This is a genomic window from Gordonia sp. CPCC 206044, from assembly GCF_048537895.1.
Lineage (GTDB): Bacteria > Actinomycetota > Actinomycetes > Mycobacteriales > Mycobacteriaceae > Gordonia.
Genome location: NZ_JBCLVL010000011.1, coordinates 170,570 through 193,778, shown reverse-complemented (window position 1 = coordinate 193,778; position 23,209 = coordinate 170,570). Strand labels below are relative to the sequence as shown.

Sequence of the window (23,209 nt, the reverse complement as noted above, 5' to 3'; positions counted from 1 at the left end):
ACCGCACTGCGAGGCAACTCACCCGTCAGCCGCGTACCCAACCTGGCAGGTCAGTACAGCTAGTCGACCAGCGGGGGTGGGGCGGGGTGAGTGGTCTGCTGCACCAGCGGGGCGGGGCCGGGTGAGCGGGTTACTCGGCCGGTGGGGAAGAGCTCTGCCGGGCGCGGCCCAGGTATTCGTTGAGCTGGCGAGCGAGGTCACGATCGAGCGCGCGGTCGAGTGCGTTGTGCGCCGAGATCGACCCAGCACGCCGCATCTCGCTCAGTAGTTCTGTGGCCCATTCGGATTCGGCCGTCGTCCGGGGGAGCCAACCGTCCGATCGGCCCTCGGTGATGCCGCGGCGCCCGGCGGAGATGACGGTCTCGGCGACGGTGGCCATCTGGCGATCGAGCCGACCGTGCACATCGAGGATGCCGCTCAGCGGTACCCCGAGCTTCACCAGCCGGCCGTATGCGGTGACCGTCTCCTGATCGAGGATCGTGTAGCGGTCCGGATGATCGGTGTTCGGGCCGTGCGGCTCGATCAGGCCGAACTCGATGAGGCGTTGGAAATGTGCCGGGTTGCCCGAGTTGAGCAGGTCCTTGAGTTCGTCGGCCGCGACGGTCGTCGACGTCGCCGTCGACCACGGCTCGGCCATCACCTCTTCGAGCCCGAGCACCTCGGCCAAGTTGTCGCCGCGCTGTATCCCGGACAGGAAGTCACTGATGTGGCGGATGGTGAACCCACGTTTGAGCAGGTCATTGATGACCTTCAAGCGGGCCAGGTGGGCGTCGGTGTAGATCGCGATGCGACCGCGCCGGACCGGGCGGGGCAGGAGCCCGCGGTCCTGATAGCCCCGCACGTTGCGGGTCGTGGTGCCCGCAGCCCGTGCCAGATCGTCGATCCGGTACTCAGTCACCGCGACATTGTCCCAGATGCCGAGGTGTCGTCGGTTCAGGTCGCCACACCGCGTGAGACGAGATCGAGCACACCCTCGTAGACCGCGGCGCCGTCGACGAAGGGCGGGTGCACCGAGCCGAGTTCCAGCGACACCGCGCCGTGCACACACGCCCAGATCTCGGCGGCCAGAGCCACCGCGTCGCCGTCACGGATCAGTCCGGCGACCTGGCCGTAGCGCACGATCTCGACCAGCGCGCCGAAGGCGCGTGCGGCGACCTCGTCCTCGGCCGTGCACTGGGCTGAGAACATCAGCGAATACATCTTCGGGTTGTCGACGGCGAACCGGCGGTAGTTGCGTCCACTGTTGCGCAGCCGGGTGTTCGCGTCCGCATCGGTGGCCGCCACGGCCGCGGCGAGATCGGCGAAACCATCGGTGACCAGGGCGTCGAGCAGGCCGTCCTTGCCGTCGAAATGGTTGTAGACACCCATCGGCGCGACATTCGCCTCGGTGGCCACCGCCCGCACCGTCAACGCGGCAGCACCGTCGCGCTCGAGGATCCGCCGTCCGGCGGCGATGAGAGCCGAGCGGACCTCGGTGGCCGGCGTGCGGGACTTCTGCGGCGACATGTTGACAGCCTACTGGAACAGTGTTCTTCTTGAATAGAACAATGTCCTACAACGGTGTGACGACGTTCTATCTCGCCACTCGGCCCCCTTTCGAAGGAGAAACCTGATGCGGAACCGTTGGCTCGCCCTCGCGGCGTTGTGTTTTGCCGAATTGCTCGTGATGGTCGACAACACAATCGTCAACGTCGCGCTCCCGACGATGTCGCGTGACCTCGACGCCGGGATCTCGGGCCTGCAATGGATCGTCGACGCCTACACGCTGGTGTTCGCCGGATTGCTCCTGACCGGCGGCTACCTCGGCGATCGGTTCGGGCACCGTCGGATGCTGCTCACCGGCATCGTCGGCTTCGTCGGGGTGTCGGTGTTGGCGGCGTCGTCGCAGACGCTCGACCAGCTGATCGCCACCCGGGCCGGCCTGGGCATGTTTGCCGCGCTGGTCTTCCCGGCCACCTTGGCGATCATCGTCTCCATGTTCGTCGGTGCATCCGAACGTGCTGCGGCCGTGGGTATCTGGGCTGCCACGTCGGGAGTCGCCGTTGCCGTCGGCCCGGTGTTGGGCGGATGGCTGCTCGAGCACTACTCGTGGTCGTCGGTGTTCTGGGTGAACCTTCCGCTGGGGGCCGCGGGCATCGCCGCGATCCTGCTGGTGGTGCCGGCTACCCGGCCGACGGCTACCTCCCGGTTCGACCTGCCCGGTCTGGTGTTGTCGATCATCGGGCTGGGACTGCTCACTTATTCGGTGATCGAGGGACCGCATTTCGGATGGTCTGATCCGCGCACCATCGGCGGCCTGGTGGTGGCTCTGGGTGTGCTGGCGTTGTTCGCGTGGCGCGAGCTCACCGTCGAACACCCGATCCTGGACCTGCGACTGTTCACCAACCGCCACTTCGCAACGGCGGCAGCCATGATCAGCGTCGCGTTCTTCGCCCTGTTCGGATTCATCTTCCTGATCACGCAGTTCTTCCAGGCGGTCAAGGGCTACGGCCCCTTCGAGGCCGGGCTGCGCACGCTGCCGTTCGCGGTGGTGATGGCGGTGTTCTCGCCGGTCGCCATGGCGTTGTCGCACCGGTTCGGCCCGCGTGTGGTCGCGGTGGCGGGTGCGCTGCTCATGTCCGGGGGTTTCGCACTCGTCGAGGTGGCCAGTCGGACCTCGGGCTATTGGGAACTGATCATCTGGTCGATGTCGCTGATGGCCGTCGGTCTGGCGTTCATCTCGGGCCCCTGCACGCAGGTGATCATGGATGCGCTGCGACCCGAACAGGCCGGTGCCGGGTCGGCGGTCAATGACACCACCCGCGAGATCGGTGGGACGTTGGGTGTCGCCGTTCTCGGGTCGGTGCTGACCTCGGTGTACACCGCAGGAGTCGGTGGTCGCCTTGCGGCGCTGGGGGTTCCCGATGCGGTGCGCGGTATCGCCGGTGAGTCGGTGATGGCCGGTGTCGAGGTGGCCCAGCGCGCCCCGGGCAACGTCGCGGAGTCGGTGCGTGTCGCGGTCCAGCAGGTGTTCGTCGACGGGCTGCACAGCGCGGTGTGGGTGGCCGTGGCGGTCACCCTGGTCGCGGCCATCGCCGCAGCCTATCTGCTGCGCGGCACCGCCCGTGCAGACGAGGCCGACGTGCAGCCCCTAGAGATCGAGGGTGATGTGGTCACCGCTCGCCCGTGACACACAGGTGAGGAACTGACCGTCGGCGCGTTCCGGTTCGGTGAGGATGTTGTCCCGGTGATCGACCGCGCCGGACAACGTCCTCACCTTGCACGTTCCGCAGAAGCCCTGCTGACACGAATAAGGCGCCGAGGGAACGGTTTTGCGGATCGCCGACAGCGCGGTCTCGTCGGCGGCCACCGGGATCTGCTGTCCCGTGGAAGCGAGCGTGATGGTGAACGGACGACCGTCCTCCACCGGAGGGGGACTGAACCGTTCGTAGTGCAGTTCGATGTCGGGGCGGTCGGCCAGGTGGGTACGCAGTCGATCGAGCATCGGTACCGGACCGCAGCAGTACACCGCGAGATCGCCTGGCGTGCTGCCCGTCTGCGGATCGGTCGGGCCGAGGAGCTCGGTCATCGACGGCAGCCCGGATTCATCGTCGGTCCGGATCGTCACCTTGTCGCCGAATCGCGCGACCTCGTCGAGAAACGGGATCGACGTGCGGCTGCGGCCGGTGTAGATCATCGACCAGTCCAGTCCGAATCGTTCGGCGACCGCCATCATCGGCAGGATGGGGGTGATGCCGATGCCGGCCGCGATGAACCGGACCGACCGCGCCGACGACCCGTGACCGGGCACGGCTATCGGAAAAGCATTGCGCGGTCCCCTGATCCGGACGAGATCACCGACCCGCAGGGTGTCGTGGACCTCGATCGATCCGCCACCACCGTCGGGAATGCGCCGCACGGCGATCCGGTACTGCCGACGGTCGGCGGGGTCGCCGCACAGGGAGTACTCGCGCATCCGGCCGGACGGCAACAGTATGTCCAGGTGCGCCCCGGGATGCCAACGGGTCAGAAGCGTACCGTCGGGGGCCTCGAAGGTGAGAGTGACCACGTTCTCGTCGGCGGCCACGACCTGCCTGTCGACGAGTCGTACCGCGGTCACGCCGTCGTCGGCCGTGGTCGGATGCAGCGGGGCCATCGGGCGCCAGAACGGCCACCACACCTTGGCGATCGCGGTGCCCATCAGCAACATCGGATCGTGACGCCACCGGCCGTAGAGATGCGGAGGGGGAGAAGTCATCTCGGTGGAGTGGGGGTGCAGCCGCTGATTCATCGTCGTCTCGCTCAGTGTGCCTTGCGCGCCGCGGGGGAGGCGGCCAGATAGGCCACCGCCTGGGCGGTACTGCCGATCTCGTTGGGATGAAATCCCGGTCGAAAGTAACTGAAGGTCGCCAGCACGATGTGCCTCATCTTGGGGAGGACGCCGGCACGCACACCCCGGAAGTAGTGGTACTGGCGTTGGAAGTAGTTGTAGGACACCGTCGAATCCTGATGCATGATGAACCGGAAACCGCGGTTGATCAGCAGCAGAAGCGCCGGGAGCACCACGAGCATGGCGCGCCCGCGACGAAGGTAACTGTCGCCGAAGTACACCGCGACCTCGTGGGCGACCGCACGGTGCTCGACCTCCTCGGCGCCGTGCCAGGTGAACAGATCGGTCATCGTGGGATCGGCACCCGAGGTCACCCAGGTGTTGTTCAACGCGAAGTCGCCGAGGATTGCGGTGTAATGCTCGAGCGCGGCGATCAGCCAGAGCCGTTCGATCAGGTGTTTCTGCCGAGCCTGTGGACTGCCCTTGTCCATGGGGCCCAGGACTTTTCGGAAGATCCACTCCATCTGCCGCTGGTACGGTCGCGGATCGATGCCGTAGTGGTCGAGGAACTCCCAGAGCACGTGGTCGTGCGCTTCGGCGTGCATCGCCTCCTGGCCGATGAATCCACGCATGGTGGCGGCGAGCTCGTCGTCGGCGACCAGCGGCAGCGCTTCGTTGTAGGTCAGGACAAACCAGCGCTCCCCCTCGGGCAGAAGGAGATTCAGGACGCTGATGAAGTTGGAGGCCACCGGATGGCCCGGAATCCAGTGCAACGGGGTGGCCGACCAGTCGAAGGCCACGTTACGGGCGTGGAGTTCGACCGGGCCGGGATCGGAACCGTCGAGGTCACGGGGTTCCCGGGCCTCGACGATCGGATGCGGATGGTCCGCGGGTGCGGGAGCAGGCATCGTCGACACCTCTTCTTACGCGGTGACCTTGTGGCGCGCCGCCATTCGCGACAGCCAGGGAGTGAATCGGTAGATCCGGTACCCGATCTTCGCCTCAGGGGTCACCGGTACGACGGCCTTGTTCCGGATGATCGACCGGACGATGTCGGCGGCCACCCGGTCAGGGGTGAAGCCGCGTCGCTGGTACTGCCCGACCAGCCGATTGCGTTCGGCGACTTCGTCGTCGGTGCTCAGCCCGGCGATGGGGGTGTTGCCGACGATGGCGGTGTCGACGATGCCCGGACAGATTGCCGTGACGCCGATCCGATGGTCGGCGAGTTCGGCACGCAGCGACTCCGAGAACAGGAGCACGCCCGCCTTGGACGCGGAATAGAGGCCGAGGGAGCGCTGCGGGGTGAAAGCGGCCGCCGACGAGACGTTCACGATGTGCCCGCCGACCCCGCGCTCGACCATGTGTCGGCCGAAGGCCCGGCTACCGGAGATCACGCCGCGAAGGTTGACGTCGAGCACCCGGTCGACCTGGTCGTCGGTGGCGTCCAATGCGCTGCCGGCCAGGCCGACTCCCGCATTGTTGACCACGATGTCCGGTGTGCCCTGGCGCGCCGCGACCTCGTCGGCGAGGCGGGTCACCGCAGCCGTGTCGGACACATCGAGCTCGTACACCGACGTCGGTGAGCCGAAGGCCTTGCACTCGCGTGCCGTCTCGTCGGCCGCGGCCACGTCGAGGTCGGCGAGGACGAGTTCGCATCCCTGCTCGGCCAGGGCGTACGCGGTCTCGCGCCCGATGCCGCTACCGGCACCCGTGACCACAGCGAGCCTGCCCGACAACGGTTTCGGAGTGGCGAACAGCCGCGCCCGATCCAGTCGTGCGGAGTCCTCGCGTGTTCCCGCCGTCTGAGCCGCGATGAAGTCGCGTGCGGTCTCGGCCAGGTATCCCGGATTGGTGTAGGGCAGCCAGTGGCCGGTCGCCGTGCTTCGCCGCCACAACCGTTGCACGGTGCGATGCGTGTCGTCGAAGATCGCGGGCCGCAACGCGATGTCGCGCTCGTTGACCAGTTCGAGGACCGGGACGAAGGTGGGCCGCGTCTGCGGAGCACGCAGTTTGCGTCGGATGTTTGCCCGGTACAGGCGGAGTCCGGAGATCATGTCCTCACGCAGGGTGTCACCCACCACGACGTTTCGTCGCGGTGTGCCCTCCACACGATGGAGGAACTCGCGCCACACCGTCGGCGACCCGACGGCCGAGAAGAACAGCCGCGGCAGCACCGGCAGCTGGAAGAACACGGTGTAGGCGGACGAACCAGCTTGCGCGAGTGCATGACCCAGATTGCGTGGGGTCGGACTGGCCAGGCGTTCGCGCGCCCAGTCGCCGAGCTGGTCGAGATTCGGCCCGGACACGGAGACGAACGAGGCGATGCGGACCTCGGCGCCTGGGCGGGTGACGGCCTCCCATGCCTGCACGGACCCCCAGTCGTGCGCGACCACGTGGACGGGTCGGTCCGGGCTGACCGCCTCTGCGACGGCGAACAGGTCGTCGGCGAGTGCGCTCAGGCGGTAGGGGGAGTCGCCGTCGGGGCGGTCACTCTCGCCAAACCCACGCACGTCGTAAGCGACCACATGGAAGTCTTCGGCCAGGATCGGGGCGACGTGGGTCCACAGGTGATGTGTGTCCGGCCAGCCGTGGATCAACAAGACCGTCGGTCGGGTGTCTGTCGCGGGGCCATCGACCTCGAAGACGGCCAGATGGACACCATCGTTGGTGACGACGCGCTTTCGCCAATCGAGCATGCCGTCACATTAGACGTTACTCGCGGTTACATCAATGCCTGATGTCGAGGAAGTCGGCCGATACCCGAATACGTACAACTCGCACAATCAGGCGCTCCCGAACGATCGCCGTCGGGCTGACGCACCCAGAACTCACACAATCACGCCGTGCATTGCGTGATTGTGTGTGTTCTACGTGTGTTTCGCTTTGGATGGACCCGAGCGGGGCGCGCGTGCGTCTAATGGGCATGCTGGATTTCCCCACCGACGCCCACGGAATCATCTTTCGTCGGACCGCGATCGACCACGGTTTCACCGACACCCAGTTGTCTCGCGCGCTCGAGAGCAAGCAGATCACCCGTATCTGGCCTGCCGCGTATGTACCGGGGTCGGTGTCGAAGACGAAACCCGAGGATCTGCATCGTCTGAAGGCATTCGCGGCCATCCAACTCGCCGAGCGCAGCAGTGTCCTGAGTCATGAGACGGCGGGCGTCGTGCACAGATTGTCCCTCCTGAACCCGAGCCTCGACCGAGTGCACTTCTCGACCGGCGCGAAGACCGGCGGCCGGATCGAGGAGCGTCGTCACGTGCACTCGGGCGAGCTGGATTCCACTCACACGACTGTCATCGACGGCGTCTCGGTGACATCGCTCGAACGCACCGCGGTCGACATCGCGTGCAGTGTGAGTTTCGCCCAGGCTCTGGCGGTACTCGATTCCGCATTGAGGCGCGGAGCGCAGCCCGATGTGCTCGCCGATCTGCTCGACAACCGTCGGCGCGGGGTAGGGGTGGCCAAGCGGGCATTCGGTCACGCCGATGGGCGGGCCGAGAACGCAGGCGAGTCATGGGGTCGGGCGCAGATCATCGTCGCGGGTTTGCCGGTGCCTCGGCTGCAGCACGAGTTGTACGACGACTCGGGAACCTTCGTCGCTCGTACTGACTACGACTGGCTCGGCCGGCTCGTCGCAGAGTTCGACGGAATGGCGAAGTACCGTCAGCATCGTCGCTCCGGCGAGTCCGAGTTCGACGTGATGAAACGCGAAAAGGAACGCGAAGACGGCCTGCGTCGCCTGGGGATCATGGTGATTCGATGGGTGTGGGACGACCTGTGCAAGGACCGTGTCGTACCGATGGTCCGGGAATGGCTGCAGCGCCTGGGCATCGCGGCCTGACGTGATGATGGCAGAGTCGGCCGCAGTGGTCGACTGGCGCTCCCGAACGATTGCCGTCGGGCTGACGCACCCAGAACTCACACAATCACGCCGTGCATTGCGTGATTGTGTGAGTTCTACGTGTGTTCAGCCCCCGGTGCGGCGAGCGATCGGTTGGCAGCGCTACTGCCGGTACGACGACAGGAAGTTGCCGATGCGCTCGATGGCGTCGCCGAGGTCGCGCGACCACGGGAGGGTGACGATGCGGAAGTGGTTGTGGTCGGTGAGGTTGAAGCCGGTGCCCTGGACCACCAGGATCTTCTCCTGCAGCAGCAGGTCCTGGACGAAGAGTTCGTCGTTGTGGATCTCGTGGACGTTCGGGTCCAGACGTGGGAAGGCGTAGAGCGCACCCATGGGCTTCACACACGAGACTCCGGGGATCTCGTTGAGCTTCTCCCAGGTGACGTTGCGCTGCTCGAACAGCCGCCCTCCGGGTTCCACCAGCGCGTCGATGCTCTGATAACCACCGAGCGCGACCTGGATGGCGTGTTGTCCGGGCACGTTGGAACACAATCGGGTGGACGCGAGTATGCCGAGCCCCTCGATGAAGCCGCGGGCATGGTCCTTCGGTCCGGTGAGGACCAGCCATCCGGCGCGGTAGCCGCACACGCGGTAGGCCTTCGACAATCCGTTGAAGGTGATGCACAGCAGATCCGGGGCCAGTGAGGCGACGTTGATGTGCTCGGCGTCGTCGTAGAGGATCTTGTCGTAGATCTCGTCGGCGAGGATCAGAAGCGAGTGTTCGCGCGCCACGTCGACCAGCTGCTCGAGCACCTCGCGTGAGTAGACCGCGCCGGTCGGGTTGTTCGGGTTGATGATGACGATCGCCTTGGTGCGATCGGTGATCTTGGAGGCGATGTCGGCGACGTCGGGATTCCAGCCGTTCTCCTCGTCGCAGCGGTAGTAGACCGGCTTGCCGCCCGACAGCGTGGTCATGGCCGTCCAGAGCGGATAGTCGGGCATCGGGATGAGAACTTCGTCGCCGTCGTTGAGCAACGACTGCATCGTCATGGTGATGAGCTCGGAGACACCGTTGCCCAGGATGACGTCGTCGACGTCGAAGTACGGGAAGTCGGGGATGAGCTCGTAGCGGGTGACCACCGCGCGTCGCGCCGAGAGCACACCGGCCGACTCGGAGTAGCCCTGCGAATAGGGCAGCGCGTGGATCATGTCGCGCATGATCACGTCGGGTGCCTCGAAGCCGAACAGCGCAGGATTGCCGATGTTGAGCTTCATGATCCGGTGGCCTTCGGCTTCGAGCCGCGCCGCATGCGCGTGTACCGGTCCCCGGATCTCGTAGCACACGTTCTGCAGCTTCAGGGACTGCTCGAGTGGCTTGAGGTTCTGGTTCAGATGCGATACGTGCGGTCTACTCACGAGTTCAATTGTGACAGTCCAGCGCAAACGGGTTTTCGGCGGTGGCGGTGGAGTGGATGACGGCCACAAAAAACCTCACCCGCCGTCGTAGACCGTTGAAGGTCCGCGACGACGGGTGAGGTTTGTGTCGGTTACGGCTACCGGTGTCCGGGGCGCTTCTTGCCTGCGGCGATACCGAATCCCTTGGCCTTGGCGGTCCCGGTCTCGGAGATCGTCCGCTCGTCGGCGGACCCGTCCGACGACGGTGTCGTCTCCTCGGCGGCGGCAGCCGCGGGCTCGTCGGCGGTTGCCGCCGGCTCGGGTGCTGCCTGCTCAGGTGCTGCCGGCTCGGGTTCGGCGGGAGCGGCCTGCTCTGCGGGCGCCGAGGCCGGCTTGGCCGGAGCGCTCGCCGCGCCACCCGGACGCTTCTTGCCTGCGGCCATGCCGAATCCCTTGGCCTTCGCCGGCTTCTCCTCGGTCACCGTGGCCACGCTGCCGACCGTCTCCGTGTCGGCCGTCGGTGCGGCCTCGGGAGCCGATTCGGTGTCTGCGACCTGGCTTTCGGCCGGGGCGGAGACGCCTGCCTGCGGCGCCGCCGCATTCGGCTTGGCTGCCGCGCCGGGCCGCTTGGCCTTGGCGCCCATGCCGAATCCCTTGGCTGCCGGCTCCTTCTGGGCCGGTGCAGCGGCCGCCTCGACAGCCGCCGACGACTCAGCCTCAGCGGGGGCCGGTGCGGCGGAGTCCGCTGCAGCGGCCGGCGACTTGGCAGCCGCGCCCGGCCGTTTCGCCGCGCCCATGCCGAATCCCTTGGCCGCCGGCTTCTTCTCCGCAGCGGGTGCCGCGGAGTCGGCCGGTCCTGCCTCGGCAGGAGCAGCTTTCGCTGCGGCGCCGGGCTTCTTGCCGCCCTTCATGCCGAATCCCTTGGCGGCGGGCTTCTTCTCGGCCGGTGCCGCCTCGGCCGGAGCGGCCTTCGCTGCAGAGCCCGGCTTCTTACCGCCCTTCATGCCCAAGCCGACCTTCGGCTTCGGTGCGGCGTCGGTGGTCGCCGCAGCCGTGGCGACAGCCGCCGCGGGCACCTTCTCTTCTTCGGGTTCGGGCTCGGGAGCCGGCTTCGGTGTCGGTCCCAGGAACCGACCACCGCGCTTGACCTCCGGAGCGCCACGCTTGACTCCGTCGAGCAGCAGCTGCGCGACGTCGACGACCTCGATCTTGCCCTCGTTCTCGGTCCCTGCGGTGCGTGCCGTCACGCCGTCGGTCAACATCACTCGGCAGAACGGGCAACCGGTCGCGACCTTCTGGGGCTGTTCACCGGGCTGACCGTTGCGGTTCGGCCCGCCGGCTTCGCTCCCGGCCAGGGTGTCGAGAGCTTCGTCGACGCGATCGAGGTTGATGCGCTTGCCGATCTGCTCTTCCATCCACATCCGCGCGCCACCGGCACCACAGCACATGGACCGTTCGCCATGGCGGGGCATCTCGGTGAGCGCCGAGCCGGAGGCGGCCATCAACTCACGCGGCGCGTCGTAGACCTTGTTGTGACGACCCAGGTAGCAGGGGTCGTGGTAAGTGACGCCCTCTCCCAGAGGCGCCACCGGCACCAGACGCTTCTCCCGCACGAGGCGGTTGAGCAACTGGGTGTGGTGCACGACCTCGTACTGGGCGCCCAACTGCGGGTACTCGTTGCCCAGGGCGTTGAAGCAGTGTGCACAGGTGACGACGATCTTCTTGCGCTGTTGCGGCGCAGTGGAGAAGACCTCGTTCATCATCTCGATGTTCTGTTGCGCGAGCATCTGGAACAGGAACTCGTTGCCCGCACGGCGAGCGGAGTCGCCGGTACAGGTCTCGCCCTCGCCGAGGACCAGGAAGTTCACCGCGGCGATGTCGAGCAGCTCGGCAACGGCCTTGGTGGTCTTTTTCGCACGATCCTCGTAGGCGCCGGCACAGCCGACCCAGAAGAGGTATTCGAAGCCTTCGAACGACTCGACGTCCTGGCCGAAGACCGGGATCTCGATGTCGACCTCGTCGATCCAGTTGGTGCGCGCCGAGGCGTTCTGCCCCCACGGGTTGCCCTTGTTCTCGAGGTTCTTGAACATGCCTGCGAGCTCGGTCGGGAAGTCCGACTCGATCAGCACCTGGTAGCGACGCATGTCGATGATGTGATCGACGTGCTCGATGTCGACGGGGCACTGCTCGACGCAGGCGCCGCAGGTGGTGCAGCTCCACAGGGTCTCGGTGTCGATGACCGCGCCCAGTTCTTCGGGATCGAAGGCGCCCTCGACCTCGGACGGATCCCGTAGTGCGCCCTTGGACTCGCCGACCAACTTGCGCGATGCCTCGGCCCGCGCGGACTCGGGAATCTGTGCGAGCTTGGCCTCGTCGACGTTGCCGTCGGCGTCGACCAGGCCGACCTCGTCGCCGCCGAGATCCTTGCGTCCACCCGCGATCAGGTAGGGGGCCTTGGCCTGTGCGTGATCGCGCAGCGACATGATCAGCAGCTTGGGCGACAATGGTTTTCCGGTGTTCCAGGCCGGGCACTGGCTCTGGCAGCGACCGCACTCGGTGCAGGTCGTGAAGTCCAGCCAGCCCTTCCAGGAGAAGTCCTCGGCTTTGCCCGCACCGAACGCGTCGACGTCGGGGTCGGCGGTCTCCATGTCGAGGACGCGACCGTTGCTCATCATCGGCTTGGCCGCACCGAGTGCGACGCCGCCGTCCTGCTCACGCTTGAAGTAGATGTTGAAGAACGCCGCGAAGCGGTGCCATGCGACACCCCAGTTGATGTTCGAGCCGACGACGGCCAGCCAGATCATCGCGGAGAAGAGTTTGATCACGGCCATGGCCGCGACGGTCCATTCCGGAGTGGAACCGATCCACTCACCGATGTAGTGCAGGGTGGGTGACTGCCACACCGGGGCGTGTTCGATGCCTGACGTGATCTTCATCAGCTTCACACCGAGCATGCCGATGCCCTCGACGACGACCACGATCTCGACGAAGTAAGCGGCGCCGAACTGGGATCCGGTGAAGCGGGAGAGCCGTTCGGGGATGCGCGGGTGGTTCAGCTGGCGGATGGCGATGAGCGCGAGTCCGCCGATCACGGTGGCCCAGCCCAGGACCTCCTCGGCGAGGACGTACGGGCCCCACGTGCCCAGCCACGGCCAGTGGAAGTGCGGATCGAAGGCCTGCCCGTACGCCTCGAACACGAAGATGAAGCCGAGCAGGAAGCCGACCATCACCAGCCAGTGGGCCCAGCCGACCGTGCGGAACTTCGCCATCCGCGTGTGCGCGGCGAACTCCTTGATCAGCGTCCACAGACGCGGGAACAGCGGCCAGAAGCGCGTACTGTCGACGCGTTGGCCTTGTGCGATCGCCCGGACCATCCTCCAGATGCCCCGGAAGAAGATCGCCCAGCAGAACAGGCTGACGACAACGGCAATCGTGCCGATGGTGATCGTCGTGGCATTCACGGCGTCACGGCCCCTCTCTCGTTGATCACGGGCCATTTGCGCAGGGCTGATGGCGCAGATGGGCCGACGTGTACTACGCGTAACCGTAGTTCCTTGTGGGAGGAGAGCGCTGCCAAGGATTACCTAACTAACGCCCCGCTCCCGCCATGTCGTATACGGGGATGATACTCATCAGTAACTTACTGTCGAGTCAGGTTGTGGGTGGTTGTTGCCACACCGGTGGACTCCGCACCCCGCGTGCGCTGGAACTCCCTGGCAGTGAGCGTCGAGGGCGCGCCGACAATGAGGACAAACCCCGCCTCGGGCCGTGGCATGTCGAACCCTCCGACGTATCGCGTCGAACTTGTGTTGTGTCGATCGCCACAACATCCGAACCGGGCCCGCCGCGCGCGGTCGATCACGGTCCGGAGATGCGGGTCACCTTGCCCGCCACCTTCTCCAGATCGTCGAGGGCTGCGTCGAGATGGGTCAGCATGCGTTGCAGGCTGGGCAGTTCCTTGCGCGCCCCGAGAATGCCGAAGTTGATCTGATCGGCCGTCGTCGTGATGGTGATGTTCAGGGCCAGGCCCTCCATAACGATCGACACCGGGTAGGCGCCGTCGAGCCGGGCGCCGTTCCAGTACAGATGATCGGTGGGGCCGGGGACGTTGCTGACCATCAGGTTGAACTGGGGTGCGGTGTGGTCGACGAAGCCGGGCAGCGGCGCGAGTGCCAGCGGCGCGATCGTGGCGGCCCCGAACATCAACGCCTGCAGCGGTGAGAGCCCACGGATGACCTCTTTGGCCGACCGCGTCGATGCGACCACCGTGGCCAACCGACGTTCCGCATCCGGTTCGTCGGTGCCCAGGTTGGCCATGATCGCGGTGATCGCGTTGCCCTCCGAGGCGGTGTCACCGTGCATCGACACCGGGACAGCGGCGATCAGCGGGGCATCGGGCAGATCGTCGTGGTCGACGAGATAAGCCCGAAGCGCACTGCCACACATGGCCAGTACGACGTCGTTGAGCGTGATGTCGAGACTCTCGGCCACTGCTCGCAGCCGGCCGACCGGCCACTGTTGCGCGGCAAACCGGCGGGCGCTACCGATCGAGACGTCGAGCATCGTCCGGGGAGCCGGCACGAACGGCGCGGCGAAATCGTCCTCGCGTATCGCCCGCCATGCGATCTTCGCTGCAGCGGGCGCCGCACCGACGATCTGCCCGGCGACGTCGACCGCCTGCCCGGCCAACCCCCGAACCGCGGCGATCCGCGACACCAGGGCAGCGGGCGCCGACGACGACCGACGACGCTTCAGGGCCGGGTCCCACATCGCGGTGCCGGTGCGGTCGTCGGGATCGGCCGACAGCGAGTTCTCCAGCAGTCGCAGCGCGGACACCCCGTCGATCAGCGAGTGGTGGATCTTGGTGTACAGCGCGACGCGCCCGTCCTCGAGGCCGTCGATGATGTGCAGTTCCCACATGGGGCGTGTGCGATCGAGCAGGGCGCTGTGATTGAGCGAGACATACCGGAGCAACTCGCGAATGCGTCCCGGCCGGGGCAGCACCGCGCGTCGGACGTGGTAGTCGAAGTCGATGTCGTCGTCGTACGACCAGGCGAGATAGCCGAGAACCGTCGCCGGTGGCGCCGGGCGTTTCCGGAACAACTTCCGGACGTCACGGCAGTTGTGGAAGGTCTCGAAGATCTCCTCCGCGAGGTCGGTGCCGGACTGGCCTTCACGCGGGACGAACAGCTGGAGTCCGCCGACGTGCATCGGCTGCTCGCGAGTCTCCGCGAGCAGGAACATGGACTCGGTGATCGGCATGTACGGCATCGCGACGCCCCTGACTCGTGCGCGACCGGGGACCTGAGATGTGCCCGACCGTGGTTCGCCGACGTGTCGGACGTGCCCGCTCGGACGTCGCCACTCAACCAGCGGTGGGCCGACGACGAGGTCGGCGGAACGGCTACTTGGAGCCGGATGGCGGGTGCCAACCGGATTCGACGATTATCGACCTCGACCGCGCGATAGACGTGGAATTTGTGTCATTTCGTGATCGCGGGCCCGACTCGCCTACCGTGAGACGGTGCGTTCGGTCTCCCGCGTGGTCGTGGTGGTGTTCGTGATGATCGAGTTGGTCATCACCATCGCGGCGACCTGGGTGTTCGTCGCATCCACGGGACGGATCGTCGACGCCGACGAGGTCCCGTCCGGTTCGACCGCTCTCGTGCTCGGTTCCCTGGTGCGCGACGACGTGCCCGGCGACTACGTGCGCGGCCGACTCGACACCACGGTCGATCTCTACCGGGATGGGCGCTTGGTCCGAATCATCAATTCCGGCAACGGATCTGTGGAGGCCGGCAACGAGCCGGCGGTGATGCGGCGGTATCTGGAGGACCGCGGTGTCGCGTCGTCGGTGATCACCGACGACCCGGATGGACGGGACACCGACGCGAGTTGTCGTCGGGCACATGACGTGTTCGGGGTGCGGCGCGCGGTGATCATCACCCAGGACTTCCATCTCTCGCGCGCCATCGCCCTGTGCCGACGACGCGGTGTCGACGCCGTGGGAGTGGCTGCCCGTTGCGACTGCGCGGTCTGGACGGTGGCGCGCAATCATCTCCGCGAAGCGGTGCTGGCGCGGCCACGCGCGCTGCTCGGTGCCGTGGTGCAGTGACGATCGCGGTCAGCGATCGGCGGTGCGCGACCACGGATAGGGCAGCCGTGGACGTCCGGTCAGATAGATCGACCCCGGCAGTCGGCGCAGGATCTCGACGAGCAGCAGTGCGCCGCCGATCGTCGCAACGTAGGTGACGAGGGTGCCCCAGGGCTGACCGAGCGTCGCGAGAATCCACGGTTGATCACCCGAGCGCGGTTTGAGGATGAAGTACAGCACCAGGACGTGCGACAGGAACACGCCGAAGGAGCGGTTCGAGCCGAAGGTCACGACGCGGGCGAAGCGGGGTGTGGCATCGCGCCGATGGCGTGCCCAGTGCGCCGCGGCCGCGTACAGGCAGGTGATCGCGACGACCAAGAAGGGCAGCAGGTACGGGAAGAAGGCCGAGTTGCTGTCGTGGACGGGCTGATCGCCGAACCAGACGTTGCCCGCGTAGACGCCGACGGCGAGCAGAGCGGTGACGACCAGCGACCCGAAAAGCCACCAACCCTTACCGACGAGCCATCGGTCGATCTGTTCGCGGTGCGCGGCGGCGAGTGCGCCGTACAGGATGAAGAACTGGTACGGGATGAACGTCGCGTAGTGATGCCACCAGTGCTCGGCGATGTGGGCGGGCGGATTCCAGAAGGTGATCGTGGAGGTGATCGCCACCTGGACCGCGAAACTGCACGCCAACAGGATGGCGTGATGGCCTCGGGTCGCACGCACCAGCCACAACACGAGCGGGAACAGCAGGTAGACCTGCAGCATCACGAACAGGAAGTACATCTGGAAGCCCGAGAGCCCCCAGCCGACCAAGCGTCCGAACTCGGTGAGCCCGCCGACGGGATCCGACAACACGTCACCGATGCGGCCGTGCGCCCAGACGTCCTCGACGATCCAGTAGATCGCCGACCATGCGAGGTACGGAAAGATCACCAGCTTGATGCGCTTGCGCCAGAAACCGACGGTGGTGAAGCCCGGCCGGTCGAAGTACTGGTACATCAGTACGAACCCGGTGAGCGCGAAGAACGTGTTGCGGGTGAAGTGGAACAGCAGCGACGTCGTGTTGACCGGCATGCTGTGCATCTCGTCGGTCGTCTGGGTCAGACAGTGGACGAAGATGACCAACGAGAACGTGGTGACGCGGATGAGGTCGAGGTTGTGGAGGTAGGCACGCTTCCCGGCTGCGCGTACCGACTGCCCGGTCGTCGCGGGAGCATTCGCGACAACGCCGCCCTGACCAGGTGCATAGGTGGTCATTCGCGCGTCTCAACCCCAACCGTCAAGCGGACTTCTCGTCATCCGAGGGCGTCCATCGGTCGGATCCTCGGGTCCCGGGACAGCGTGGTCGCGATGGTCGTCGCGCGCTCTCGCGGTCCGCAGGTATCGTTCGACACCCTAACAGTCGAACCTGGGGTCGACCTGAGACCTGCGGCCGTCACCACCAGCGCAGCGACGTGGACAGATCGGCGTCCACAGCCGGGATGAGCGTGCGTACAAAGGTGGCCGACAGGTGGTGGTAGTCGTGCCACACCAGCACGTTGCCGACGACGGCCGGGCAATATGTCGCCGAGCACATGGCGTCGGAGTAGTCGAGGAAACTCATGTTCGGGTACTGCGCGGCGATGGCCTGGGCCGGATCGGTCGGAGCCAGCGCGAGGTCCCGCGCAACCCCGCAGACCTGTGGCTTCTTGCCCTCGGCAAGGCACTCCGGCGGCTTGAGTTTGCCGTGGGCCCACGGATTGTCGCGCACCGCGACGACGCGCTGACCGCGATCACGGAACTGGGCGAAGATGTCCTGGTAATCCTGCGGGACGAAATCGCCGCGGGCACCCTTGCCTTCTTCGGGTCGCGTCGAGTTGGTGAACACCACGTCGGGTTTGTCGACGGCGAGGCGGTCCATCACCCGGCGTGACCAGTCGTTGCACTGGTAGTACTTCTGGCCGAACCACACGAACACGTGGCTGGTGGTCAGTGCGCAGCCCACCTTGAGATAGGTGGTGACCTTGAAGCCCCTGCGTTTGCCGATGGCGTCGAGCGCGGTGATCCAGTACTCGGCGTGGGAGCCGCCGACCAATGCGACGGTTCGGCTGGCGTTCACGTCGCCGTATTCGCCGACCTTGATCGACGGGTCCTTCCAACCACTGATCACCGAGTCGTACGAGGTGATCGGCCAGTCCTTGTCGACGACCTCCGGACTCGGCTGCGGATCCACCTTGGGCACCGGCGCGCCGTCGAGGTAGGCGCGGGCGCCCGGGTACAGACGGGGATCCAGGTTCTCGGTGTTGACCGTAGCGTTGGCCGCGTTGCGCTGCCAGACCACCACGGTGCTGCCGGCCACCACGGTCGCGATCAGGATCACGGCGAGCAGGGCCCGGCGGTATCGAGGGCCGAACGCGGTGGACTTGCCCGCCCGCAGCGGTGCTTCGACGAAACGGGTCGTCGCCCAGGCGAGGACCACCGAGATCGCCAGGATCACGGTGCCCTCGAACCAGTTGACGTCGTCTTGATAGCGCCACGTCAGATAGAAGATCAGCAGCGGCCAGTGCCACAGGTAGAGCGCATACGCGATGGAACCGAGCCACACCAGGCGTGGATGCGCGAGTGCGCGGCTGACACCGTCGGGTCCGGCGGCCGGCGTCGACCGGGTGGCCGCGGCGCCGGTCCAGATCAGCAGCAGGGTCGCACCCACCGGGACGAGGGCCATGATGCCCGGGTACTCCTGCACGCCGGCGATCCACCACCCGCAGGTGACGATGAGTGCGAGCGCGATGACCCCGAGCAGATTGCGCAGCCACGACGGCAGCTTCACCTTCGGCATCCACACCGCGAGCAGACCGCCCGCCAACGGTTCCCACAATCGGGCGACGGTGTCGTAGTAGTTGAACGGTTGGTTGATTCCGTGACGATGATTCGCCCAGGCGAAGGACACGAGCGTCACCGCGAGCAGAGCGACGCCGACCACCCCGCGGATGACCGAAGGGTTCGTGAGAACCGCGAAGCGGCGGGACGCCAGACGCAGTACGCCGCCGAGTGCGAGTGCGCAGAGCAGAGTGATGACGAAGAACTGACCCTGCATCGACATCGACCACAGATGCTGCAGAGGGCTGTTCGCCGAGTCGGCCGCCTGGTAGTCCTGCGAGTCGAAGGCGAGGTGCCAGTTCTGGTAGTACAGCGCACTCGCCTGGACTTCCGATCCGAGCGGCCCCCACCGTGTCTTCGGCATGACCAGGGCGATGAGCGCCGTGATCACGGCCAGCACCACCAGCAGGGCGGGCAACAACCGACGCGCGAGCCGCCAGAAACGCGGCCACGGATTGACCGCGGTGCTCCACGACACCGATGCCGGTTGGGTTGCGATGACGTGCTTGAGCAGTGACGCGACGAAGAAATACCCGGACAGCGTCAAGAACACGTCGACACCGCCGGACACCCGACCGAACCAGACGTGGAAGATCGCGACGAGGGCGATGGCGATGCCGCGCAGGCCGTCGAGATCCAGCCGATACCCGGAGGTGTTTCCGGTCGCGGCGTCCTCGTTGGGCGTCGCGGGAATGGTGGTTACGGCCGTGCTCACAGGCTGCGATGCTACTTGGCCTGGTCGCGCGACCTGCGGACCGACCGCGCGAGGGTGCCGTCGATGTCGTGACACCACCCGCATTTGCGCGCCCTGCGCCTAAACCTTCAGCCACGTCGCATCCCCCGGCACGCTGTGCGCAGCACAAGGTTCAGCGACAAACGACACAAGGGATGACAGACATGGGACACAACGGACAGCCGACGGTGGCCGTCGTCGGCGCCGGATTGGCCGGCACAAGCGCGGCGCTCGGATTCGCCGACGCGGGCTTCGACGTGACGCTCTACAGCGACCGGGATCGGGAGTCCTTGCGCGACAACGTGCCTCCCACCGGTGTCGGCGTGCTGTTCGGCAAGTCGCGGGAATGGGACGCGCAGATCATCGAGGACCTCTACGACGTCGGCAACACCACCGGCATCAGTGTGCGGCTGCACTCCGGCAGCGGCGACGACCGTGCCGACGTGCTCGAGTTCAACCCCGACTACGGCTACGTGGCGCAGGCCGTCGACCTGCGGTTGCGCGCCGACGACCGACTCGCCCGGTTCCTCGATCGTGGCGGACGGCTGGAGATCGGTGCGGTGGACACCGACCGTCTCGACGACATCGCCGGCGCGCACGATCTGACGCTGGTGGCCACCGGAAAAGGCGGGCTGTCGGCGTTGTTCCCGGTCAACGAATCGCGTACGCACTACCGCGAACCGCAGCGGGTGCTGCTGCAGGTGACGCTCACCGGCCTCGACCACGGCTCGGACACCTTCTCCTATCGCAGCCGCGAGGGCGGCAACCACTCACTGTTCAACCTCGACAGCGACAACGGTGAGGTGTTCGTCGGGCCGTTCCTGCACAAGGACGCCGGCGCCACGTGGTCGTTCATCGTCTTCGCGAAACCGGACGGGGCCTGGGCGCCCCGGATCGGTGAGGTTCACGACGCGGCGTCGGCGCGTCGGGTCATCGTCGACCTCTTCGAGGAGTACTTCCCGCATGACGCGCCCGTCGTCGAGCAGCTGCGGGTGATCGATTCCGATCCGGTGTCGTGGTTGAAGGGGGCGGTCACCCCGACGGTGCGGCACGCCGTGGCGACGACTCGTGGCGGCCACGTCGTCGCTGCGATCGGTGACACCGCCATCGCCGTCGATCCGGTCGCCGGGCAGGGCGCCCAGAACACGCTCATCCAGGTCGCCGAACTCGTGGCAGCGGCCAAGGCCCACGATGGTGCGTTCACGGCGGATTGGCTCGAGGAGGAGTTCGAGAAGCACTGGGAGCGTCGTGGCCGGGCCGCGGTGGAGGTGACCCGCCTTTACCTCGGCGATCCCGACTACGCCGACCACCTGGAGCTCTCGTTTCCCGCGGCCGCCGTCGACGAGAAGGTGGCGTCGGCGTTGTTCGGCCTGTTGTCGGAACCGAATCCGCTGCTCGGTCTACGGACACGCGACGACGTGCTCGGCTTCATCGGCGCGGTCTCCGGCGAACCCGCCGACACTGTCCTGGGTCGCTTCGAGCCCGCGGGCGCGTTCACCTCTGCACCCGTCGAGGCGCGTGCTGTGAGCTGACGCCCGGGGCCCGCGACGGCCGTATCGAGGTCAGCCTGTGTCGTGTGGCCTCGATACGCTCGCTCGGCTGGCGCCTCGCGGGCTACTCGGCCGGCGGTGAGGCGGTGTTTGTTGTTGATCGAGTAGGGACTGAGCGCAGCGAGGCCCCGTATCGAGATCTGGTTGGTGGTGTGGCCTCGATACGCTCGCTCGGCTGGCGCCTCGCGGGCTACTCGGCCGGCGGTGAGGCTTGCTCGGCTGGCGCCTCGCGGGCTACTCGGCCGGCGGTGAGGCGGTGGGGCGGTGCGGCGGTGTTTGTTGCTGATCGAGTAGGGACTGAGCGTAGCGAGGCCCCGTATCGAGATCTGGTTGGTGGTGTGGCCTCGATACGCTCGCTCGGCTGGCGCCTCGCGGGCTACTCGGCCGGCGGTGAGGCTTGCTCGGCTGGCGCCTCGCGGGCTATTCGGCCGGCAGTGACGCTCGCTCGGCCGGCGGTGGGGCGGTGCGGCGGTGTTTTGTTGTTGATCGAGTAGGGACTGAGCGCAGCGAGGCCCCGTATCGAGATCTGGCCGGAGAGATCTGCTGGTCACAGTGCGTATCAGAACACGTTCACCGCGCTCGGTAAGGTGAGTCATCGCGGCACACCAAGGGGGCGATGACGATGGCGATGACTGGCTGGACGGCGGCGCAGGCACCACGGATGGACGGCAAGACGGCCGTCGTCACGGGCGCCAACTCCGGGGTCGGGCTCGAAACGTCTCGCCACCTCGCTGGGCTCGGTGCTCGCGTCGTGATGGCCTGCCGCAACGTCGATGCCGCGGCGACCGCGCGGACCGACATCCTCTCCACCGTCCCGGACGCCACCGTGGAGATCGTCGCGCTCGATCTGAGCGATCTGTCGTCGGTGCGTAAGGCCGCCGAGGAGATCATCGTGACCTATCCGGTCGTCGACGTGCTGATCAACAACGCGGGTGTGATGGCCGCGGACCGGCAACTGACCGCCGACGGTTTCGAGATGGACTTCGGCACCAGCTTTCTCGGACACTTCGCGCTCGCCGGGTTGCTGTGTGGCCGGTTGTCGGCCGCGGAGCGGGGACGCATCGTGACCGTGGGCAGCAACGCCCACCGGGCAGGCCGCATCGACTTCGACGACCTGACGATGGCGCGGTCGTTCAGTTCGTCGCGGGCGTACGGTCGCGCGAAGTTCGCCCAGTTGGTGTTCGCCGTCGAATTGCAGCGTCGCCTCACTGCGGCCGGACGCACCGCTCCGGTGTCGTTGGCGGCGCATCCGGGCGCCACCCACAGCGGTGTGATGCGCGATCAGCGTTACCTGCGTTGGCTTTTCACCACTCCGTCGCTGCACTGGCTGCGCAGCACATTCATCATGGAAGGACCGCAGGGGGCGCTGCCGTCGTTGCGGGCCGCGACGGATCCGGGCGCCCTGGGCGGTCAGTACTACGGCCCTGACGGTCCGCTGCACCTCTCTGGCTCACCGGTTCTCGTGACGGCGAAGCCCGAGGTGTACGACCCCGCGCTGGGAAAACGGTTGTGGGACACCGCAGAAGACCTCACCGGTGTCCGGTGGTCGTTTCACGACTGATCGTCAGACCGCGCCGACCACCGACAGCATCGCCAGCTTCTCGTGGCTACCGGTACCCGGTGCTGCGGTGTAGACGAGTAGAACGTGGCCGGTGTCGGGGTCGACGAGAGTCTGACAGAACACCTCGATGAGTCCGAGTTCTGGGTGTATGAGCCGTTTGTCGGTGTCGGTCAGCCGCACACCGACGTCGTGGTTGCGCCACAGCGCCGCGAACTCGCGACTCTCACCCAACAGGGCATCGGCCACCTCCGCAGCCCGTGAGAGTGGACCCTCACGCGTCACCGTCTGCCGTAGCCGTGCGGTGTGCGCGCGGGCGTGGTGGTCGTGGTCCTCGACCGGAAACCGTTGGCGGGTGGTGGGATCGGTGAACCAGCGGTAGACGATGCTCCGGCTGTTGCCGGTCAGATGTGCCTCGTCGCCGAGCAGCGCGATCGCCATGTCGGTCTGGATCAAGGTCTCACCCGCACCGTTGACCACCATCGCCGGTGTGTCCGTCAACCGGTCGAGGATGCGTAGCATCCCGGGACTGACGTGATCGGAGCGTGCCGCGCGGTCGGGCACGTTCTGGCCGGCCAGCCGGAACAGGTGGTCGCGCTCGTCCAGGGACAGATGCAACGCCTGCGCAAGCGCGGCGAGGATCTGATCCGACGGGTGCGGGCCGCGCTGCTGTTCGAGCCGGGTGTAGTAGTCGGTCGACATGCCCGCCAGGAGTGCGACCTCCTCCCGACGCAGCCCGGGGGCGCGACGCCGGTTTCCGGGCGGCAACCCCACGTCGGCGGGCTGCAGCACTTCGCGGCGCATGCGCAGGAACTCGGCGAGTTCGGGTCGGTCCATGCTCCCAGTGTGGCCGCGTCC

General features: G+C 66.7%; 16 protein-coding genes. 5 read left to right on the top strand and 11 right to left on the bottom strand.

What is annotated here, in order from left to right; genetic code table 11:
- Nucleotides 1-130: 130 nt before the first annotated feature.
- Together AAFP35_RS18420 and AAFP35_RS18415 are read right to left on the bottom strand one after the other, a co-directional pair.
- Complete coding sequence (locus AAFP35_RS18420; RefSeq protein ID WP_419223084.1) at nucleotides 131-898, bottom strand: MerR family transcriptional regulator; 768 nt, start codon at nucleotides 896-898, stop codon at nucleotides 131-133.
- Nucleotides 899-933: 35 nt separating this feature from the next.
- Entirely contained in the window at nucleotides 934-1,506 is a 573-nt protein-coding gene (locus AAFP35_RS18415; protein WP_419223083.1) for a TetR/AcrR family transcriptional regulator, read from the bottom strand.
- 106 nt (nucleotides 1,507-1,612) lie between these two features.
- On the opposite strand from AAFP35_RS18415, the gene AAFP35_RS18410 reads away from it, so the two are divergent.
- Nucleotides 1,613-3,169 (top strand): DHA2 family efflux MFS transporter permease subunit, encoded by a 1,557-nt coding sequence (locus tag AAFP35_RS18410; RefSeq protein ID WP_419223082.1) that lies wholly within the window; start codon nucleotides 1,613-1,615, stop codon nucleotides 3,167-3,169.
- Here the strand turns inward: AAFP35_RS18410 and AAFP35_RS18405 are convergent.
- The 3 genes from AAFP35_RS18405 to AAFP35_RS18395 are packed head-to-tail and all read right to left on the bottom strand — an operon-like array spanning nucleotide 3,131 to nucleotide 7,005.
- Entirely contained in the window at nucleotides 3,131-4,270 is a 1,140-nt protein-coding gene (locus AAFP35_RS18405) for a PDR/VanB family oxidoreductase (protein ID WP_419223081.1), read from the bottom strand. The genes AAFP35_RS18410 and AAFP35_RS18405 overlap by 39 nt on opposite strands.
- An 11-nt stretch (nucleotides 4,271-4,281) precedes the next feature.
- Complete coding sequence (locus tag AAFP35_RS18400) at nucleotides 4,282-5,217, bottom strand: metal-dependent hydrolase (RefSeq protein WP_419223080.1); 936 nt, start codon at nucleotides 5,215-5,217, stop codon at nucleotides 4,282-4,284.
- A 15-nt stretch (nucleotides 5,218-5,232) separates the two neighbouring features.
- Nucleotides 5,233-7,005 carry an SDR family oxidoreductase gene (locus tag AAFP35_RS18395; protein WP_419223079.1) on the bottom strand — a complete coding sequence of 591 codons (1,773 nt, stop codon included), beginning with the start codon at nucleotides 7,003-7,005 and terminating at the stop codon, nucleotides 5,233-5,235.
- Nucleotides 7,006-7,232: 227 nt separating this feature from the next.
- Here AAFP35_RS18395 and AAFP35_RS18390 point away from each other — a divergent pair, with 227 nt between their 5' ends.
- Complete coding sequence (locus AAFP35_RS18390; RefSeq protein ID WP_419223078.1) at nucleotides 7,233-8,156, top strand: hypothetical protein; 924 nt, start codon at nucleotides 7,233-7,235, stop codon at nucleotides 8,154-8,156.
- A 162-nt stretch (nucleotides 8,157-8,318) separates the two neighbouring features.
- Here AAFP35_RS18390 and AAFP35_RS18385 read toward each other — a convergent pair whose 3' ends face one another.
- The 3 genes from AAFP35_RS18385 to AAFP35_RS18375 all read right to left on the bottom strand — a co-directional run bounded on the left by AAFP35_RS18385 (nucleotide 8,319) and on the right by AAFP35_RS18375 (nucleotide 14,822).
- Nucleotides 8,319-9,572: a pyridoxal phosphate-dependent aminotransferase gene (locus AAFP35_RS18385; protein ID WP_419223077.1), complete on the bottom strand. Its 1,254-nt coding sequence runs from the start codon at nucleotides 9,570-9,572 to the stop codon at nucleotides 8,319-8,321.
- 137 nt (nucleotides 9,573-9,709) lie between these two features.
- A complete protein-coding gene (locus AAFP35_RS18380) occupies nucleotides 9,710-13,012 on the bottom strand; it encodes a heterodisulfide reductase-related iron-sulfur binding cluster (protein WP_419223076.1) in 3,303 nt (1,100 codons plus the stop codon).
- A 397-nt stretch (nucleotides 13,013-13,409) separates the two neighbouring features.
- The gene (locus AAFP35_RS18375; protein WP_419223075.1) at nucleotides 13,410-14,822 is read right to left on the bottom strand and encodes a WS/DGAT/MGAT family O-acyltransferase; all 1,413 of its coding nucleotides are present in this window, start codon (nucleotides 14,820-14,822) and stop codon (nucleotides 13,410-13,412) included.
- Nucleotides 14,823-15,114: 292 nt separating this feature from the next.
- Here AAFP35_RS18375 and AAFP35_RS18370 point away from each other — a divergent pair, with 292 nt between their 5' ends.
- Nucleotides 15,115-15,666, top strand: a complete 552-nt coding sequence (locus AAFP35_RS18370; RefSeq protein ID WP_419223090.1) for a SanA/YdcF family protein — start codon at nucleotides 15,115-15,117, stop codon at nucleotides 15,664-15,666.
- 9 nt (nucleotides 15,667-15,675) lie between these two features.
- On the opposite strand, the gene AAFP35_RS18365 is transcribed toward AAFP35_RS18370, so the two are convergent.
- Both AAFP35_RS18365 and AAFP35_RS18360 read right to left on the bottom strand, forming a co-directional pair.
- Entirely contained in the window at nucleotides 15,676-16,908 is a 1,233-nt protein-coding gene (locus AAFP35_RS18365) for an acyltransferase (protein WP_419223074.1), read from the bottom strand.
- Between the two features lie 178 nt (nucleotides 16,909-17,086).
- A complete protein-coding gene (locus AAFP35_RS18360; protein WP_419223073.1) occupies nucleotides 17,087-19,225 on the bottom strand; it encodes an acyltransferase family protein in 2,139 nt (712 codons plus the stop codon).
- Between the two features lie 173 nt (nucleotides 19,226-19,398).
- Here AAFP35_RS18360 and AAFP35_RS18355 point away from each other — a divergent pair, with 173 nt between their 5' ends.
- Both AAFP35_RS18355 and AAFP35_RS18350 read left to right on the top strand, forming a co-directional pair.
- Entirely contained in the window at nucleotides 19,399-20,775 is a 1,377-nt protein-coding gene (locus tag AAFP35_RS18355; RefSeq protein ID WP_419223072.1) for a styrene monooxygenase/indole monooxygenase family protein, read from the top strand.
- 640 nt (nucleotides 20,776-21,415) lie between these two features.
- Nucleotides 21,416-22,354 carry an oxidoreductase gene (locus AAFP35_RS18350; protein ID WP_419223071.1) on the top strand — a complete coding sequence of 313 codons (939 nt, stop codon included), beginning with the start codon at nucleotides 21,416-21,418 and terminating at the stop codon, nucleotides 22,352-22,354.
- Nucleotides 22,355-22,357: 3 nt separating this feature from the next.
- On the opposite strand, the gene AAFP35_RS18345 is transcribed toward AAFP35_RS18350, so the two are convergent.
- Nucleotides 22,358-23,188, bottom strand: a complete 831-nt coding sequence (locus AAFP35_RS18345; protein ID WP_419223070.1) for a helix-turn-helix transcriptional regulator — start codon at nucleotides 23,186-23,188, stop codon at nucleotides 22,358-22,360.
- Nucleotides 23,189-23,209: the final 21 nt, after the last annotated feature.

Bases quoted from the DNA above. Each gene is read 5' to 3' on its own strand.
- AAFP35_RS18365 (WP_419223074.1), bottom strand. From the start codon at position 16,908: ATGACCACCTATGCACCTGGTCAGGGCGGCGTTGTCGCGAATGCTCCC.
- AAFP35_RS18390 (WP_419223078.1), top strand. From the start codon at position 7,233: ATGCTGGATTTCCCCACCGACGCCCACGGAATCATCTTTCGTCGGACC.
- AAFP35_RS18370 (WP_419223090.1), top strand. From the start codon at position 15,115: ATGATCGAGTTGGTCATCACCATCGCGGCGACCTGGGTGTTCGTCGCA.
- AAFP35_RS18400 (WP_419223080.1), bottom strand. From the start codon at position 5,217: ATGCCTGCTCCCGCACCCGCGGACCATCCGCATCCGATCGTCGAGGCC.
- AAFP35_RS18410 (WP_419223082.1), top strand. From the start codon at position 1,613: ATGCGGAACCGTTGGCTCGCCCTCGCGGCGTTGTGTTTTGCCGAATTG.
- AAFP35_RS18395 (WP_419223079.1), bottom strand. From the start codon at position 7,005: ATGCTCGATTGGCGAAAGCGCGTCGTCACCAACGATGGTGTCCATCTG.
- AAFP35_RS18350 (WP_419223071.1), top strand. From the start codon at position 21,416: ATGGCGATGACTGGCTGGACGGCGGCGCAGGCACCACGGATGGACGGC.
- AAFP35_RS18375 (WP_419223075.1), bottom strand. From the start codon at position 14,822: ATGCCGTACATGCCGATCACCGAGTCCATGTTCCTGCTCGCGGAGACT.
- AAFP35_RS18345 (WP_419223070.1), bottom strand. From the start codon at position 23,188: ATGGACCGACCCGAACTCGCCGAGTTCCTGCGCATGCGCCGCGAAGTG.
- AAFP35_RS18415 (WP_419223083.1), bottom strand. From the start codon at position 1,506: ATGTCGCCGCAGAAGTCCCGCACGCCGGCCACCGAGGTCCGCTCGGCT.
- AAFP35_RS18405 (WP_419223081.1), bottom strand. From the start codon at position 4,270: ATGAATCAGCGGCTGCACCCCCACTCCACCGAGATGACTTCTCCCCCT.
- AAFP35_RS18355 (WP_419223072.1), top strand. From the start codon at position 19,399: ATGACAGACATGGGACACAACGGACAGCCGACGGTGGCCGTCGTCGGC.